Source organism: Bacillus sp. KS1 (assembly GCF_020075515.1).
GTDB lineage: Bacteria > Bacillota > Bacilli > Bacillales > Bacillaceae > Bacillus > Bacillus velezensis.
Window position 1 is genome coordinate 409,548 of record NZ_JACAWW010000019.1, and the last position, 17,868, is coordinate 427,415.

Genomic DNA, 17,868 nt, shown 5'->3' on the forward strand with positions numbered 1-17,868 from the left:
GGTCATTTTTATATGATGTGTTCCTGATGTTTCAGGGAGGAGGTTCTTGTTTTGAAAAAGAAGGGAAAGGGCAAAAGCGCCCGGGAACGGTTCCGCAGTTTCAGACATGCCCGCTCAGCCCATGTGCTGCTGTACCTGCTGCTTTCAGCGATCATGTTTGGTTTGCTCTTTATTCATGTAAAACCTGAATCACTTAATTTGGATTTGTTTGCAGTCAGTGATAAGACGATTTACGCGCCCGCCACAGTGGAAGATCAGCAGGCGACGGAATCGAAAAAGCAGGCGGCCGAAGATGCGGTGGAAGACCAATACACTCTGAAAAAAGGCTATACCGACAACCGGCTTGACCTGATCACTTCCATTTTTGACAGCATCGGCGAAGTGAAAAAAGATGCGGAAAAAGACAAAAAGTCACCTTCGGAAAAATCACTGGTAAAATCGGTGAAAAACAAGCTGACACAGGATGTCAATGAATCCGTCTCGGAAGATGCCATTAAATCGCTTCTCCATGCAAACAATGAAGATTTCTCATTTGTGAGGGATTCCGTCATTACCGCGGTGAATACGGTGATGAGCAGTGAAATTCCTTCTGAAAAGCTTGCTGAAGCGAAGGATAAGGTCGCAAAAGAGCTGAAAAGCGCTTCTGTGCCGTCAAAATATTTAGCGGCTGCGACTGAAATCGGAAAATACGCGGTCATCCCGAATTACGTATTTGATCCGAAAGCGACCGATGAAAAACGCCAGGAAGCGTCAGACAGCGTCCAGCCGGTACAGATCAAACAGGGACAGGTTCTCGTGGAAGAGAATGACCTGATCGACCGGGAAGTATACAGGAAGCTTGAACTGACGGGTCTTTTGAATAATTCCAACCTGTTAAAACCGATCAGCGGTCTGCTTCTGATGATCGGGCTGTTTATCGCCACGCTTGTCTACTATTTTGAGAAACAGCAGCAGGAGCTTAAGCTGAAAAATAAATCTCTTTTGCTGTTTTCTATCATTACAACGCTTATTCTCGTCATTATGGAAGTCGTCAGTCTCTTTCAGAAGATTGAATACACCAATATCGGTTATCTTGTACCGATCGCCGCCGGCGCGATTTTAATCAGGCTGCTGCTCAATGAAAGGCTCGCCATTTTAGGAAGCATCATTCTGGCGATCTGCGGCAGTATGATGTTTAATCAGGGTGTGACGGGAACATTTAATTACGTCATCGGCATTTACTATTTAATCAGCAGCATTTCAGGCATTCTGTTTTTGGGAAAACATAATGCGAGATCAAAAATATTGCAGACGGGACTGTTCGTCTCATTTATTAATATGATTATCGTGCTGTCGCTTTTATTAATACAAAATACGGCGCTGTCACCGGTTGAAATCGGAACGCTGATGCTGATGGGGGTCGTCTCGGGACTTGCTTCATCCGTTTTGATTATCGGTCTGATGCCGTTTTTTGAGACGGGATTCGGCATTCTTTCAACGATGAGACTGATTGAACTGTCTAATCCGAATCATCCCCTGCTTCGAAAGATTTTAACGGAAACACCCGGTACATATCATCACAGCGTCATGGTGGCAAATCTGTCGGAAGCGGCTTGTGAAGCCGTAGGGGCAAACGGTCTTTTAGCACGGGTCGGAGCGTATTATCACGATCTCGGCAAAACGAAACGTCCGCAATATTTTATTGAAAATCAGATGAATATGGATAATCCGCATGACAAGCTGTCTCCGCAGCTCAGCAAAAATATCATTATCGCACATACGACAGACGGTGCGAATATGCTCAGAAGCTATAAGTTTCCGAAAGAGCTTGTGGATATCGCGGAGCAGCATCACGGAACGTCCCTTTTGAAATTCTTTTATTATAAAGCGAAAGAAAAGGGCGACCAGATTACAGAGAAAGAGTTCCGCTACCCGGGGCCGAAGCCGCAATCGAAAGAAGCGGCTATTATCTCAGTGGCCGACAGCGTTGAAGCCGCCGTCCGTTCCATGCATAATCCCAATCCCGAGCGGATCGAAAAACTGGTGCGGGGAATTATATCCGATAAGCTTCAGGACGGACAATTCTCAGAATGTGATCTCACGTTCCGAGAACTGGATACGATCGCAAAAACACTATGTGCGACTTTAAAAGGAATTTTCCACTCCCGGATTGAATATCCGGAGGCTACGAAGAAGGTGAAATAAATGGGTTTACTCATAGATATTGTTGATGAAACGAACAGCGTCTCAGCTGATGCTCTCCAAGAAGTGGAGAAGCTGCTCCAATTCGCGGCGGAAAAAGAAGGCGTTCAGGACCAGGCTGAAGTATCGGTCACGATTGTGACAAATGAGGAAATCAGAGAAATCAACAGAGACTACCGGGGAAAAGACACTCCGACTGACGTCATTTCGTTTGCGCTTGAAGAAGAAGGCGAAGACGAGGTTGAAATCGTAGGCGCCGACATGCCGCCTGTTTTAGGAGATATTATCATCAGCGCTGACAGAACGAAAGAGCAAGCGGAAGAGTACGGCCATTCATTTATGAGAGAGCTCGGTTTTCTGGCCGTCCACGGCTTTTTGCATTTGCTTGGCTATGATCACATGACAAAAGAAGAAGAGGAAGAAATGTTTTCAAAGCAAAAGGATTTGCTGGATGAGTATGGACTCACGAGATCATAAAAACGAGTGGAGCAGGTTCCTGAAGAGCTTTGTCCATGCATGGAGGGGAATCTGGAAAACGGTGCGGTCAGAGCGGAATTTTCAATTTCATATTACCGCGGCCTGCGCCGTTATCGTTTGCGGTTTTCTCACCGGGCTGAGCACAGCCGAATGGGCCGTTGTTTTGGTGCTGATCGGAGGGATGCTTGCTTTGGAGCTTTTAAATACGGCGATAGAGCATGTTGTGGATTTAGTTACCGATCAGTATCACCCGCTCGCAAAAGCTGCAAAGGACGCGGCCGCCGGAGCCGTTTGCGTCTTTGCCGTGATATCGTGTATCATTGGTTTACTCATCTTCTTGCCGAAGATATGTTAGCAGAAGATTCTTACAATTATTTTACATTGCCAAAAATGGGCGTGAAAAACCAATCATAATTATGTAAAATAAAAGTGACAGCGGTATCATACAGGATAAAGGTAAGAGAGGAATTAAGTACACATGAACAGACAAGAATTGATTGCAGAAGCATTAAAAGCGCGGGACACAGCGTATGTGCCGTATTCAAATTTCAGAGTGGGAGCCGCTCTTCTTACCAAAGACGGAAAAGTGTACAGAGGCTGCAACATTGAAAATGCGGCATACAGCATGTGCAACTGTGCTGAACGCACGGCGATATTCAAAGCTGTTTCCGAGGGGGATACGGAATTTGCGATGCTCGCCGTGGCTGCGGATACTCCGGGACCGGTTTCGCCGTGCGGAGCCTGCAGACAAGTAATTTCGGAGCTGTGCTCAAAGGATATGCTTGTTATTCTGACCAACTTACAAGGACAAATAAAAGAAATGACTGCGGAAGAATTATTGCCGGGCGCATTTTCATCGGAGGATTTACATGACGAACGAAAGCTTTAAATCAGGATTTGTATCTATCATCGGAAGACCGAACGTAGGAAAGTCTACCTTTTTAAACAGGGTCATCGGTCAAAAGATCGCCATCATGAGCGACAAACCTCAGACGACAAGAAATAAAGTCCAAGGGGTGCTGACAACCGGCACGTCGCAGACCATTTTTATTGATACACCGGGCATTCACAAACCAAAGCACAAGCTTGGCGACTTTATGATGAAAGTGGCCCAGAATACGCTGAAAGAAGTTGACTTGGTGTTATTTATGATTAACGCCGAAGAAGGGTACGGAAAAGGCGACGAGTTTATCATTGAAAAGCTCGGACAGACGTCCACGCCGGTCTTTCTGATCGTAAACAAAATTGATAAGATCCACCCTGACCAGCTGCTTCTTTTAATTGATGAGTACCGTACGCGCTATCCGTTTAAGGAAATCGTGCCGATCTCAGCTTTGGAAGGGAACAACGTCGAAACCCTTCTCGCGCAGATTGAAGCGTATTTACCGGAAGGGCCTCAGTTCTATCCGAGCGATCAGGTGACTGACCATCCCGAGCGGTTCATTATTTCTGAACTGATCAGGGAAAAGGTGCTCCATCTGACAAGGGAAGAAGTGCCGCACAGCATCGCTGTCGCCATCGAGTCCATTAAAGGGCAGGAAAACGGCTCCGTCCATGTCGCCGCCACCATTGTGGTCGAGCGGGATTCTCAAAAAGGCATTGTCATCGGCAAAAAAGGAGCGCTTCTGAAAGAAGTCGGCAAAAGAGCGCGGGCTGATATTGAAGCTCTTTTGGGCTCACGCGTTTACCTGGAATTATGGGTGAAGGTGCAGAAGGACTGGCGGAATAAAATGTCTCAGCTGCGTGATTTCGGCTTTAAAGAGGATGAATATTAATTCATCTAAGGCGCATGCCTGAGGTGTGAGATTACCTCACAGAAGCAGGGATTCGTTAGCAAAATTTGTTTAACATGAAAAGGAGGACATCAGGTCAAGATAAGGGTAAGAATTTGGATTGTAAAGCTAGTTTAATGATGAAAGGTGGGTTTTTTGTGTTGAATTTTACCTGGAACGTATTTTCTCAAACAGGAAGTGTTGATACGTACCTTCTTTTTAAAGAACTGGAAAAAGAGAACCTGGAAAGACCCGAAGAACCGGAAGATGAGCTAGCCCGAATTGATTTTCCAATTTTGTAAACCTCTTGGCCCCTCCCGTTGTTGGAAGGTGCGGAAATGCTGACTAAATGTGAAGGAATCGTGCTCCGTACGAATGACTACGGGGAGACGAATAAAATTGTGACATTGCTGACGAGGGAACACGGCAAAATCGGCGTCATGGCAAGGGGCGCCAGGAAGTCAGCCAGCCGGCTGTCAGCAGTCAGCCAGCCGTTTTTGTACGGGTCATTTTTAATGCAAAGAACATCCGGACTCGGCACGCTCCAGCAGGGTGAAATGATTCTCAGCATGAGAACGATCAGAGAAGATTTATTTTTGACGGCGTATGCCGCTTTTATCGCTGAACTCACTGACAAAGGAACGGAAGAGAAGAAACCGAACCCCTATTTATTCGAATTGATTCTCGAATCCTTTAAGAGGCTGAATGACGGGACTGACCCAGACGTGATCACCTTCATCGTGCAGATGAAAATGCTCGGCGTCATGGGGCTGTATCCGGAGCTGAATCATTGTGTCCACTGCAAAAGCGGGGAAGGGACGTTTCATTTTTCGATAAGAGATAACGGGTTTATCTGCCACCGCTGCTTTGAAAAGGATCCGTACAGAGTTCCGATGTCGCCGCAAACGGCAAGGCTGCTAAGGCTTTTTTATTACTTTGATATCGGAAGGCTCGGCAGCGTCTCGTTAAAACAGGAAACCAAAAACGAAATTAAACAGGTCATTGATCTGTATTACGAGGAATATTCAGGACTTTATTTAAAGTCAAAACGGTTTTTAGATCAGATGGAAAGCATGAAGAACCTTTTGGATGAAAACAAAAGTTGACATTCTGCCCATCTTTTTATATGATCATTTATTATAAAATATGTTGCAGTGACAGAAAGAAGTACTTGCGTCCAACTCATACAAGCGACCTTAGGGCAGTGTAAGCTAAGGATGAGCGCGCAACGAAAGGCATTCTCGAGCAACCCTTTAAAAAGAGGCTGAGTGATTCACATCCTCAGCAACTAGGGTGGAACCGCGGGAGAACTCTCGTCCCTATGTTTGCGGCCGGCAAGCATAGAGACGGGAGTTTTTTGGTTGCCGCCGCACTTGTAAAAGAATGGAGAAAGTGGAGGTGCTTGAAATGAACATTCAAGATATGATTTTAACCTTGCAGAAGCACTGGTCGAATGAAGGCTGTGTGCTCATGCAGTCGTATGATGTGGAGAAAGGCGCAGGCACAATGAGCCCGTATACATTTTTACGAAGCATCGGGCCGGAACCGTGGAGAGTGGCTTACGTTGAGCCGTCCAGACGGCCTGCGGACGGACGGTACGGTGAAAACCCGAACAGGCTCTATCAGCATCACCAATTCCAAGTCATTATCAAGCCGTCGCCTGATAACATTCAAGAGCTTTACCTTGATTCATTGCGTGCGCTCGGCATTGACCCGCTTGAACATGATATCCGTTTCGTAGAAGACAACTGGGAAAACCCGTCTTTAGGCTGTGCAGGTCTCGGCTGGGAAGTATGGCTTGACGGGATGGAAATTACTCAGTTTACATACTTCCAGCAGGTGGGCGGAATTGAATGTAAACCGGTATCCGTTGAAATCACATATGGTATTGAACGTCTCGCGTCATATATTCAGGATAAAGAAAACGTCTTTGATCTTGAATGGACGTCAGGATTTACTGTGAAAGATTTATTTATGATGGCTGAATATGAGCATTCCGTTTATACTTTTGAAACATCTGACGTGGATATGCTTTTCCATTTGTTCAGCACCTATGAAAAAGAAGCGATCAGACAAATGGATAACGGGCTTGTGCATCCGGCCTATGATTATGTGCTGAAATGCTCTCACACATTTAATCTGCTCGATGCAAAAGGCGCGATCTCGGTGACAGAGCGGACGGGTTATATCGGCCGTGTCCGCAACTTAGCGAGAAAAGTGGCAAAAACGTATTATGAAGAACGGGAAAAATTAGGGTTCCCAATGCTTAAAGAGGAGGGCTCTTCCCATGAGTAAACAAGACTTGCTTTTAGAGATCGGACTCGAGGAAATGCCGGCGCGGTTTTTACATGACAGCATGGTGCAGCTCGGTGAAAAGCTGACCGGGTGGCTGGCTGAAAAAAATATCGCCCACGGCGAAGTGAAACTTTTTAATACGCCGAGACGTCTGGCAGTATATATAAAAGACGTAGCAGAAAAACAGGCTGATATTCAGGAAGAAGCAAAAGGCCCGGCGAAAAAAATCGCTCAGGATGCTGACGGAAACTGGACAAAAGCCGCTATCGGATTTTCAAAAGGCCAAGGCGCCGGAGTGGATGACCTGTATATAAAAGATGTAAACGGCACGGAATATGTCTTCGTTCAAAAATTCCAGGCGGGACAAGAGACGAAAACACTTTTACCGCAGCTGGAAAATTTGATTGCCGGAATGCATTTTCCGAAAAATATGCGCTGGGGCACGCAGGAACTGCGCTATATCCGTCCGATCAAATGGATTGCCGCCCTCTTTGGAAAAGACGTTATTCCGTTTGAAATCACAAATGTCGAGACGGGCCGGCACACACAGGGACACCGCTTTCTCGGCCAAGAAGTATCTGTTGATACACCGGCATCATACGAAAAGCTGCTGAAAGAACAAAGCGTCATTGCTGACCCGAAAGAACGCAAACAAATGATCCAAAGCCAGCTGGACGCGCTTGCGGCCGAGAAGAAATGGAATATTCCGATCGATGAGGATCTGCTGAACGAAGTCAACCATCTGGTGGAATACCCGACAGCGCTTTACGGATCTTTTGAATCCGAATTTCTTTCTATCCCTGAAGAAGTGCTTGTAACAACAATGAAAGAGCATCAGCGCTACTTCCCGGTAAAAGATGAAAACGGGAATCTGCTGCCTCATTTTATTACGGTAAGAAACGGGAACAGCCATGCAATTGAAAATGTTGCCCGCGGAAACGAGAAAGTGCTGAGAGCAAGGCTTTCAGATGCTGCGTTCTTCTACAAAGAAGACCAAAAGCTGAACATTGATGAAAACGTGAAGAAACTGGAAAATATCGTTTTCCATGAAGAGCTCGGCTCCCTTGGAGATAAAGTAAGAAGAGTGACCGCCATTGCGGGCAAACTTGCCGTCCGCCTGAAAGCGGATGAACAGACGCAAAAACTTGTGAAGCGCGCCGCAGAGATTTCTAAATTTGACCTGGTTACACATATGATCTATGAGTTCCCTGAGCTTCAAGGCGTAATGGGAGAAAAATATGCGCGCATGCTCGGTGAAGATGATGCCGTCGCTGCCGCTGTCAATGAGCACTATATGCCGAGAGCGGCCGGGGGAGAAGTGCCTTCAACCTTTACCGGCGCGGTCGTGGCGTTAGCTGATAAACTGGACACGATTGCTTCCTTCTTCAGCATTGACGTAATTCCGACAGGTTCTCAGGATCCGTACGGATTGCGCCGTCAGGCAAGCGGCATCGTTTCCATTCTGATCGACCGCAATTGGGGCATTTCGTTTAAAGAGCTGCTGTCATTGACAGAAACGGAAAAAGAAAATGAGCTCCTCGATTTCTTTACACAGCGTCTGAAATACGTCTTAAACGCTGAAGACATCCGTCATGACGTTATTGAAGCCGTTCTGGACAGCACAGAGCTTGAGCCGTATGCAGCCGTTCATAAGGCAAGAGTGCTTGAGAAGCACCTCGGCACACCCGGCTTCAAAGAAACGGCTGAATCACTCGGCCGGGTCATCTCCATCAGCAAAAAAGGCGAGAGCCGCGATGTCAAGCCGGATCTGTTTGAAAATGAACAGGAGAAAAAGCTGTATGACGCTTATCAAAAAACAAAAGACAGTGTCGCGGAAAGCTTTGCCTCCAAAAACTATGAACAGGCGCTTGATGTGCTCAGCGGATTAAAGGAGCCGATCGAAGACTACTTTAATCACACGATGGTAAATGCGGACGATGAAACATTAAAAACCAACCGTTTAGCGCAAATGACCGCTCTTGCAGATGTGATCAAGTCTTTTGCTAATATGAATCATCTTATTGTAAAATAAAGAAAAAGACGGTTGCTGTGTGATCGGCAATCGTCTTTTCCCCTTTTACATAAACATCACAGAATGAAAACATAGATAAAGAAACCCTTCCATAAAGGTGGTGAGTACGATCGAATTAAATAAACGGCAAGAACAAATTTTACAGATTGTAAAGGAAAACGGCCCGATTACCGGAGAGCATATCGCAGAACAGCTCAATTTAACGAGGGCCACGCTGCGGCCGGACTTGGCCATACTCACCATGTCAGGCTTCTTAGAGGCCCGTCCGCGGGTCGGTTATTTTTATACGGGGAAAACGGGAAATCAGCTGCTTGCGGATAAACTGAAAAAGCTGCAAGTGAAAGATTTTCAATCGATCCCTGTTGTCATCAATGAGAATGTCTCGGTATACGATGCCATCTGCACCATGTTTTTAGAAGATGTCGGCACGTTATTTGTCGTAGATCGTGATGCTGTCTTAGTCGGTGTGCTGTCACGCAAAGATTTGCTGCGGGCGAGCATCGGCCAGCAGGAACTTGCCTCAATACCGGTTCATATTATCATGACAAGAATGCCGAATATCGCCGTCTGCCGGCGTGACGATTATGTGATGGACATCGCCAAGTATTTAATTGAAAAACAGATCGATGCCCTGCCCGTTATTAAAGATACGGATAAAGGCTTTGAGGTCATCGGCCGTTTTACGAAAACGAATATGACTAAGATACTTGTCAGTTTATCAGAAAATGAAATCATATAAGCTTGAAAACTAACGGGGGGATAACATGGACAATCGCATCATTTATGTAGTATCAGACTCAGTCGGAGAAACCGCCGAACTCGTTGTAAAAGCCTCGCTCAGCCAGTTTAACGGCTCAGCCGATGATACGCATATCAGAAGAATACCTTATGTGGAAGATATCGGCACCATTAATGAAGTCGTGTCTCTCGCCAAAGCGGACGGCGGCATTATTTGTTTTACGCTCGTTGTTCCTGAAATGCGCAAATACCTGGTTGAACAAGCGGAAAAAGCGAATGTGCTGTATTACGATATTATCGGTCCGCTCATCGATAAAATGGAATCGGCTTACGGTCTGACCGCCAAATATGAACCGGGCCGCGTCCGCCAGCTTGATGAAGATTATTTCAAAAAGGTCGAGGCGATCGAGTTTGCCGTCAAATATGACGATGGCAGGGATCCAAGAGGCATTTTAAAAGCCGATATCATCCTGCTCGGAGTATCCAGAACGTCTAAAACCCCATTATCACAATATCTTGCCCATAAGCGTCTGAAAGTGGCCAATGTGCCGATCGTTCCTGAGGTCGATCCGCCGGAAGAACTGTTCAGCGTTGATCCGAAAAAATGCATCGGCTTAAAAATCAGTCCTGATAAACTGAACCATATACGAAAAGAACGGTTAAAATCTCTCGGCTTAAATGACAAAGCCATTTACGCCAATATCAACAGAATTAAAGAAGAGCTGGAGTATTTTGAGAAAATCGTGGACCGGATCGGCTGCCAAGTCGTTGACGTTTCGAATAAAGCGGTCGAGGAAACAGCGAACATCATTCATCATCTCAAAACAAAGGGCCGATAACTCAGGACGCTTTATCCTGGGTTTTTGGGTATGCAAATAGGGAATAAACAAAAAGGATGGCATCTTCACGAAGTTTGTATTATAATAAAAAATTGTGATAAAATGTTTATTTTTAGGTTTAAGCTTCGTGTGATACGAATAAACTATTATGGGTAAGATGTCAAGAATAACTCCCGGAAATTTTTCGACAAAGCTCAAAATAGATCCGCAGTCATGGAGCATATGCGATTTCGCTTGTTTTTATGCAGGAGATTGATGGAGGGATGGAGAATTAGTCTTCTAAATGAAAAAGAAAAGACGATTTTTGTCGATGCAGACGCATGCCCCGTAAAAGAGGAAATAATGCTCATTGCATCGCAATACAGCGTTCGGGTTATTTTCGTCGCATCATTTGAACACTACCAGCTTTCCAGAAGCAAAGACGAGAACTGGGTATACGTTGATCCTCATAAAGAAGCGGCAGATTTATATATCGCAAACCATGTGAGATCGGGAGACGTCGTAGTCACGCAGGATATCGGTTTAGCCTCTCTTTTGCTGAACAGAAATATTGCCGTCTTATCGGAAAGGGGCCGTTCTTATACTGAAGACACGATTGACTTCGCTCTGATGAGCCGTCATATGTCAGGCAAAATGAGAAGAAGCGGCATTCATTCCAAAGGACCTAAAAAATTAAATAAAGAAGATCGGAATCGATTTGTTACCCTGCTTAAAAAAATCCTGTCGAATGATGAAGGGATTTCAAATCAAAGCATCGAATAATGTACGACGGAGTGTTATAAGATGGGAAACCGCATACCAGATGAAGTAGTTAATCAGGTGCAGCAGTCAGCAGACATTGTTGAAGTCATAGGTGATTATGTCCAATTGAAAAAGCAAGGCCGCAACTACTTTGGGCTCTGTCCGTTTCACGGGGAAAACACGCCCTCGTTTTCCGTCTCCAGCGATAAGCAGATCTTTCATTGCTTCGGATGCGGTGCGGGCGGGAACGTTTTCTCTTTCTTACGGCAGATGGAAGGCTATTCATTTACGGAAGCTGTTTCTCACCTTGCGGATAAATATCAGATTGATTTCCCTGATGATATAACGATTCACTCTGCATCCAGGCCTGAATCTTCCGGAGAGCAGAAGATGGCGGAAGCCCACGAGCTTCTGAAGAAATTTTACCATCATTTGCTAATAAATACAAAGGAAGGCCAGGAAGCGTTAGATTACCTTTTATCAAGGGGTTTTACGAAAGAGCTCATAGATGAGTTTGAAATCGGCTACGCGCTGGATTCCTGGGATTTCATGACGAAATTCTTGAAAAAGCGCGGTTTTGAGGAAGAACTGATGGAAAAAGCGGGTCTGCTGATCAGAAGGGAAGACGGCAGCGGGTATTTTGACCGTTTCAGAAACAGAATTATGTTTCCCATTCATGATCACCACGGAGCCGTGGCGGCTTTTTCAGGAAGGGCGCTCGGAAGCCAGCAGCCGAAATATATGAACAGCCCGGAAACGCCGCTGTTTCATAAATCTAAGCTGCTGTATAACTTTCATAAGGCGCGCCTGCCGATCAGGAAAGAGGAGAGAGCCGTTCTGTTTGAAGGATTCGCTGACGTCATATCCGCCGTCAGCTCAGGCGTAAAAGAAAGTATCGCCACAATGGGGACGTCGCTCACCGAAGAGCATGTGAAAATCCTCAGAAGAAATGTTCAGGAGGTCATTCTCTGCTACGATTCGGATAAAGCCGGGTACGAAGCTACGCTGAAAGCGGCCGGCCTGCTCCAGAAAGCCGATTGTAAGGTAAGAGTAAGCATGCTGCCTGACGGGCTTGATCCTGATGATTATATCAGAACCCGGGGCGGAGAAAAATTCCGGACCGATATCATTGATGCAAGCGTTACGGTCATGGCTTTTAAAATGCAGTACTTCCGCAAAGGGAAAAACTTATCTGACGAAGGAGACCGGCTCGCTTACATGAAAGAAGTGCTGAAAGAAATCAGCGCTCTTTCCGGGTCGCTTGAGCAGGAAATGTATGTGAAGCAGCTCGCCTCGGAATTTTCTCTTTCGGTAGAATCTTTGACGGAACAGCTTTCCATCTACGCCAGACAAAACGCCCCCGGCGACAAAAACGCCGAACCGCAGACAAGACGGGCCCGGGTGACGACAAAAGCGAAACGGCGCCGTCTCCGTCCCGCCTATGAGAACGCGGAAAGACTTCTGCTCGCTCATATGCTGAGAGACCGAAACGTCATAAAGAAAGTGATTGAGCGTGTCGGCTTTGAATTTAACATTGACGGACATCGTGCGCTGGCAGCATACCTGTACGCTGTATATGAAGAGGGGGCTGACATGACGCCGCAGCATCTTATGGCGAGAATGCAGGATGAGGAAATCAGCCAGCTGCTTTCAGATATAGGGATGCTCCAAGTAAACGAGGAGCTCTCAGAGGCCGAGTTATCCGATTACGTAAAAAAAGTGTTGGATCACCGAAAATGGTCAATGATAAAGGAAAAAGAAGCAGAAAGAGCGGATGCGGAGAGGCAGAAAGACTTCGTGAAAGCTGCGTCTCTGGCTCAAGAAATTGTTGCATTGAACCGATCATTAAAGTAACACCAAAAAGAGGCTTGCGTTCTGATTGGCAATGATTCCTTGCGGAGGAGCAAATAGATCGCTTAACCTCATCATGAATTGTCATTTATTATCCGCAGCCCTGCATGCTGAAAAAGAGAGAAGGCTTCCGGCTCGGATAAGAAACATACCGCTTTTAGAATTCGTTGCAAGCTTTGGAAGGAGGGATCCATAATGGCTGATAAACAAACCCACGAAACAGAAACAGAACTTACATTAGACCAGGTAAAAGAGCAGCTTACTGAAACTGGAAAAAAACGTGGCGTTTTAACATATGAAGAAATTGCTGAACGCATGTCCAGCTTTGAAATTGAATCAGACCAAATGGATGAGTATTATGAATTTTTAGGAGAACAAGGTGTTGAATTAATTAGTGAAAATGAAGAAACGGAAGATCCTAATATTCAACAGCTTGCCAAAGCCGAAGAAGAATTTGACCTTAATGACCTCAGCGTACCGCCTGGCGTAAAGATCAATGATCCAGTCCGCATGTACCTTAAGGAAATCGGACGGGTAAATCTTCTTTCTGCTAAAGAAGAAATCACCTACGCTCAAAAAATTGAAGAGGGTGACGAGGAATCTAAACGCAGACTGGCTGAAGCAAACCTTCGTTTAGTTGTCAGCATTGCTAAACGGTATGTCGGCCGCGGCATGCTTTTCTTAGACTTGATCCAAGAAGGAAACATGGGTCTCATGAAAGCAGTCGAGAAGTTTGACTACCGTAAAGGATATAAATTCAGTACGTATGCGACTTGGTGGATCAGACAGGCGATTACACGCGCCATCGCTGACCAGGCGAGAACAATCCGTATCCCGGTTCACATGGTGGAAACCATCAACAAATTAATCCGGGTTCAGCGTCAGCTTCTTCAGGATCTTGGCAGAGAGCCGACACCGGAAGAGATTGCTGAAGACATGGATCTTACACCTGAAAAAGTCCGTGAAATATTAAAAATTGCTCAAGAGCCTGTTTCTTTAGAAACGCCGATCGGTGAAGAAGACGACTCACATCTCGGTGACTTCATCGAAGACCAGGAAGCGACATCTCCGTCGGATCATGCGGCATATGAGCTTTTAAAAGAACAGCTGGAAGATGTGCTGGATACGTTGACAGATCGTGAAGAAAACGTGCTGCGTCTCCGTTTCGGTCTGGATGACGGACGCACAAGAACTTTGGAAGAAGTCGGCAAAGTGTTTGGAGTAACGAGAGAGCGTATTCGCCAAATTGAAGCAAAAGCGCTTCGCAAATTGAGACATCCGAGCAGAAGCAAACGTCTGAAGGATTTTCTCGAATAGAATGGAACGGGTCTTTTTGATCCGTTCTTTTTTATGTATAAGATATATGGATAATATACCTTTATTTTACTGGATAAGCATATGTTTTGCAAATGAGTTCGGAAAAAATGCGGCATGTCCTGAAAGGGGGAAAATGAGATAAGTTTATTTATATTCTTTATTGTAAGCGTATACAATTCATTATACAATAGAATAAAGATAATTTTGTGATAAACAAAACAGTTATTTTGCTTTTTGTATAAATTGTGAAATCAATGAAATTGCTGAGCAAGACCATTTACTTTTTGTAAAAATAAGTTAGAATTAGAAGTGTTTACATAGGGGGAGAATGAAAAAGGGGGATGGAGATATGAAGTGGAATCCGCTGATTCCTTTTTTGCTCATTGCAGTGCTTGGAATAGGGCTGACTTTCTTTTTAGCTGTAAAAGGCAATGGAGATGCGCATCAGATCGCAAGCGGCGGTGAAAGCAAAAATGCCGAGAAGGAAACTGCAAACGCTTCACCTGAAGAGATTTATAAAGCGAACTGCATCACCTGTCACGGGGAAAACTATGAAGGTGTGTCAGGGCCGAACTTAAAAGGCGTCGGCAAAAGAAAAGATGTCGCTGAGATTAAAACAAAAATTGAAAAAGGCGGCAACGGGATGCCCGCGGGCCTTGTGCCGGCCGAAAAGCTGGATGACATGGCAAAATGGGTTTCTGACATTAAATAAAGCTTTACCGGTCCCTATATAAAAGACATATGAAAAACTCTATCCGCCGCTTGGATTCCGGGCGGTTTTTTTATATGATAGTAAAGGAAAAAGAACCTGAGAAAAGTTGTGATATTGTGAATGAAATGAAGTTATCTAAAAGATTGCAGTCTGTGGCGGAATATATCCCTCCGGGTGCCCTGGTTGCTGATATCGGATCGGACCACGCGTATCTTCCTTGCTATGCCGTTTTGAATCAATTGGCAAGCCGGGCAATCGCCGGTGAAATTACAGACGGGCCGTATCTATCCGCCAAACAGCAGGTGGAAAAACTGGACTTAAGCACTCTTATCTCCGTAAGGAAAGGTGACGGGCTGAGCGTCCTTGAAAAAGGAGAAGCCGGCGCCATTACAATCGCTGGCATGGGCGGAGCGCTGATCGCTCATATTTTGGAGTCCGGAAAAACGAAATTGACGGGGCGTGAACGGCTGATTCTGCAGCCGAATATTCATGCCATTCATATAAGAGAGTGGCTGTATCAGGAAGGTTATGAACTGATTGATGAAGTGATTCTCGAAGAAGACGGAAAGTGTTATGAAATCCTCGTTGCGGAAACTGGCGACAGTGATGCGCCGTATCGGGACGTGCCGATGGCTGCCGGAATGCTTGCGGGTCCGTTTTTATTAAAAGAGAGGAATGAAGTGTTTCTTCGGAAATGGAGCCAGGAACTTAAGCATACTGAACAAATTTATGAACAGATCAGCCGCAGCGCAAAGCATGAAAATCATGAAAAATTAGCTGAATTGAAAGAGCGGATTTCTCTGCTGAAGGAGGTAATCGGACATGCCTAAACATGTGAACGGACAGGAAATCATCCAGCTGTTTGAACAATTTTCACCGAAGGCTTTTGCGGTGGAAGGAGATAAAATCGGTCTGCAGATCGGTACATTGAATAAGCCGGTGAAAAATGTCATGGTGACATTGGATGTTCTGGAACAAACGGTAGATGAAGCCATTGAGAAAAAAGTTGACTTAATTATCGCCCACCATCCGCCGATTTTTCGGCCGCTTAAACAGATCACCACTGATCAGCCCGGCGGAAGACTGATTGAGAAATGTATAAAGCATGATATTGCCGTATATGCGGCTCATACGAATCTTGATGTGGCGGACGGCGGTGTTAATGACCTGCTTGCCGAAGCTCTCGGCCTGACAGACACAGAGGTGCTCGTCCCGACATATTCGGACCCGCTGAAAAAGCTTGCCGTATATGTTCCGAAAGACTATGAAGAAGCTGTAAGAACTGCACTTGGCAACGCCGGAGCGGGACATATCGGCAATTACAGCCATTGCGCGTTCTCCTCTGAGGGAATAGGCAGCTTTAAGCCGCTGGACGGGGCAGAACCGTTTATCGGACAGACGGGAGAACTGGAGCTCGTCCATGAAGTGAGACTTGAGACCGTTTTTCCGGCAAGTATGGAGAGAACCGTCGTAAAAGCGCTGAAAAAAAGCCATCCGTATGAAGAGGTGGCATATGATATTTATCCGGTAGAGCAGTCTCCGCTTGAAAAAGGGCTCGGCCGCATCGGAAAACTTCAGCAAGGTATGACGCTTGAAGAGTTTGCGGTGTTTGTGAAAGAAAAGTTTGACGTTAACGGAGTCCGGATGGTCGGAGAGCGAAACAGCAAGGTGAAAAAAGTCGCGGTTCTTGGCGGTGACGGAAATAAATATATTTATCAGGCAAAGCGGAAGGGTGCAGATGTTTACGTGACGGGCGATCTTTATTTCCATGTAGCGCATGATGCGATGATGATGGGATTAAACGTCGTGGACCCGGGGCATTATGCTGAAAAGATCATGAGAAAAGGCACGGCTGAGAAGCTTACGGCAATGGCCGGAGAGAAAAACTATGATGTGCGCATTTTCGCTTCCGAAACAGATACAAACCCATTTACCTTCTTATAAAAAAACTGAGGCCCCGGGCCTCAGTTTTTTATTTTTACTTTCGGAAGGATTTTTTTAAGCGGCACACTGTGTTCAAGCTGCCATGTCGATTCATCGTTGTGGTCAAACTGCTCTAAAAAGCGGATGACTTCCTTTGTAATCGGTGTCGGTGTTGATGCGCCTGCGGTAACGGCGACGGTATTGACGTCTTTCAGCCATTCGAGCTTCAGTTCACTGATGTCTCCGATTCGGTAGGCTTTTGTTCCGGCGATTTCTTCTGACACTTGCGCCAGTCTGTTGGAGTTATTGCTTTTCGGATCACCGACAACAATGGTTAAGTCCGCTTTCTTTGCCTGCTCTGATACAGCTTCTTGACGAACCTGTGTGGCCAGGCAGATTTCCTGATGGTATTGCACGTACGGGTACTTTTCTTTGACTGATTCCATAATATCGTGGACGTCCCACTGGGACATTGTCGTTTGGTTTGTAACGATTAATTTCTCAGCCTGAATATCGAGATTTCTCACGTCTTCCTCTGTTTCAACGAGATGAACGATTTCAGGAGCGACGCCGACGGCTCCTTCAGGCTCGGGGTGGCCTTTTTTACCGATGTATATGACGTGATAGCCTTCAGCTTTTACTTTTCGGATTAAGTCATGTGTTTTCGTGACGTCCGGGCATGTGGCGTCAATCGTAACAAGCCCTTTTTCCTCAGCGGCTTTTCTTACTTCCGGAGATACCCCGTGAGCCGTGAAAATAACGGTTCCTTTTTCCACCTGCTTTAAAATCTCCAGACGGTTTGTGCCGTCAAGCGTGTAAATGCCGTCTTCCTCAAACGCATCTGTGACATGCTTATTATGAACAATCATTCCCAGTATATATATAGGTCTTGGCAGTGTTTTATCGAGTGACGCGTTTTTGGCTATGACCATGGCATCAACAACGCCGTAACAGTAGCCGCGCGGCGATATTTTGATAACGTCCAATGTA

General features: G+C 45.7%; 18 protein-coding genes. 17 read left to right on the forward strand and 1 reads right to left on the reverse strand.

What is annotated here, in order from left to right; all coding sequences use genetic code 11:
* Positions 1-51 precede the first annotated feature (51 nt).
* The 17 genes from HWY38_RS15745 (at position 52) to HWY38_RS15825 (ending at position 16,899) form a co-directional block, all read left to right on the forward strand.
* Positions 52-2,184: an HD family phosphohydrolase gene (locus HWY38_RS15745; RefSeq protein WP_007408284.1), complete on the forward strand. Its 2,133-nt coding sequence runs from the start codon at positions 52-54 to the stop codon at positions 2,182-2,184.
* The gene (gene ybeY / locus HWY38_RS15750) at positions 2,185-2,658 is read left to right on the forward strand and encodes an rRNA maturation RNase YbeY (protein ID WP_003152973.1); all 474 of its coding nucleotides are present in this window, start codon (positions 2,185-2,187) and stop codon (positions 2,656-2,658) included.
* A complete protein-coding gene (locus tag HWY38_RS15755; RefSeq protein ID WP_224182218.1) occupies positions 2,639-3,013 on the forward strand; it encodes a diacylglycerol kinase family protein in 375 nt (124 codons plus the stop codon). Before ybeY ends, HWY38_RS15755 begins: the two co-directional genes overlap by 20 nt.
* Positions 3,014-3,136: 123 nt before the next feature.
* On the forward strand, positions 3,137-3,547 hold the full coding sequence (locus HWY38_RS15760; RefSeq protein ID WP_003152976.1) for a cytidine deaminase: 411 nt from the start codon (positions 3,137-3,139) through the stop codon (positions 3,545-3,547).
* Positions 3,528-4,433 (forward strand): GTPase Era, encoded by a 906-nt coding sequence (gene era / locus HWY38_RS15765; protein ID WP_007408285.1) that lies wholly within the window; start codon positions 3,528-3,530, stop codon positions 4,431-4,433. The genes HWY38_RS15760 and era overlap by 20 nt, the downstream gene beginning before the upstream one ends.
* A 155-nt stretch (positions 4,434-4,588) precedes the next feature.
* Positions 4,589-4,732, forward strand: coding sequence for a YqzL family protein (locus HWY38_RS15770; RefSeq protein WP_007408286.1), 144 nt, complete (start codon positions 4,589-4,591; stop codon positions 4,730-4,732).
* 36 nt (positions 4,733-4,768) lie between these two features.
* A complete protein-coding gene (recO, locus tag HWY38_RS15775) occupies positions 4,769-5,536 on the forward strand; it encodes a DNA repair protein RecO (protein WP_224182173.1) in 768 nt (255 codons plus the stop codon).
* A gap of 301 nt (positions 5,537-5,837) precedes the next feature.
* Positions 5,838-6,725, forward strand: a complete 888-nt coding sequence (glyQ, locus tag HWY38_RS15780) for a glycine--tRNA ligase subunit alpha (protein WP_003152984.1) — start codon at positions 5,838-5,840, stop codon at positions 6,723-6,725.
* The gene (gene glyS, locus HWY38_RS15785; protein ID WP_224182174.1) at positions 6,718-8,757 is read left to right on the forward strand and encodes a glycine--tRNA ligase subunit beta; all 2,040 of its coding nucleotides are present in this window, start codon (positions 6,718-6,720) and stop codon (positions 8,755-8,757) included. The genes glyQ and glyS overlap by 8 nt, the downstream gene beginning before the upstream one ends.
* Positions 8,758-8,857: 100 nt before the next feature.
* Positions 8,858-9,496 carry a transcriptional regulator CcpN gene (gene ccpN / locus HWY38_RS15790; RefSeq protein ID WP_003152989.1) on the forward strand — a complete coding sequence of 213 codons (639 nt, stop codon included), beginning with the start codon at positions 8,858-8,860 and terminating at the stop codon, positions 9,494-9,496.
* Between the two features lie 25 nt (positions 9,497-9,521).
* Complete coding sequence (locus HWY38_RS15795) at positions 9,522-10,334, forward strand: pyruvate, water dikinase regulatory protein (protein WP_003152991.1); 813 nt, start codon at positions 9,522-9,524, stop codon at positions 10,332-10,334.
* Between the two features lie 255 nt (positions 10,335-10,589).
* Positions 10,590-11,096 (forward strand): YaiI/YqxD family protein, encoded by a 507-nt coding sequence (locus HWY38_RS15800; protein ID WP_007612647.1) that lies wholly within the window; start codon positions 10,590-10,592, stop codon positions 11,094-11,096.
* Positions 11,097-11,117: 21 nt separating this feature from the next.
* A complete protein-coding gene (gene dnaG / locus HWY38_RS15805; protein WP_007408290.1) occupies positions 11,118-12,929 on the forward strand; it encodes a DNA primase in 1,812 nt (603 codons plus the stop codon).
* Positions 12,930-13,121: 192 nt separating this feature from the next.
* A complete protein-coding gene (gene rpoD / locus HWY38_RS15810) occupies positions 13,122-14,243 on the forward strand; it encodes an RNA polymerase sigma factor RpoD (RefSeq protein ID WP_003152998.1) in 1,122 nt (373 codons plus the stop codon).
* Between the two features lie 349 nt (positions 14,244-14,592).
* Positions 14,593-14,955, forward strand: a complete 363-nt coding sequence (gene cccA / locus HWY38_RS15815; protein WP_003152999.1) for a cytochrome c550 — start codon at positions 14,593-14,595, stop codon at positions 14,953-14,955.
* Positions 14,956-15,071: 116 nt separating this feature from the next.
* Entirely contained in the window at positions 15,072-15,785 is a 714-nt protein-coding gene (locus HWY38_RS15820) for a tRNA (adenine(22)-N(1))-methyltransferase (RefSeq protein ID WP_224182219.1), read from the forward strand.
* Positions 15,778-16,899, forward strand: a complete 1,122-nt coding sequence (locus HWY38_RS15825) for a Nif3-like dinuclear metal center hexameric protein (RefSeq protein ID WP_224182175.1) — start codon at positions 15,778-15,780, stop codon at positions 16,897-16,899. Before HWY38_RS15820 ends, HWY38_RS15825 begins: the two co-directional genes overlap by 8 nt.
* 20 nt (positions 16,900-16,919) lie before the next feature.
* Here HWY38_RS15825 and HWY38_RS15830 read toward each other — a convergent pair whose 3' ends face one another.
* Positions 16,920-17,864: a 4-hydroxy-3-methylbut-2-enyl diphosphate reductase gene (locus tag HWY38_RS15830; RefSeq protein ID WP_029326068.1), complete on the reverse strand. Its 945-nt coding sequence runs from the start codon at positions 17,862-17,864 to the stop codon at positions 16,920-16,922.
* Positions 17,865-17,868 lie beyond the last annotated feature (4 nt).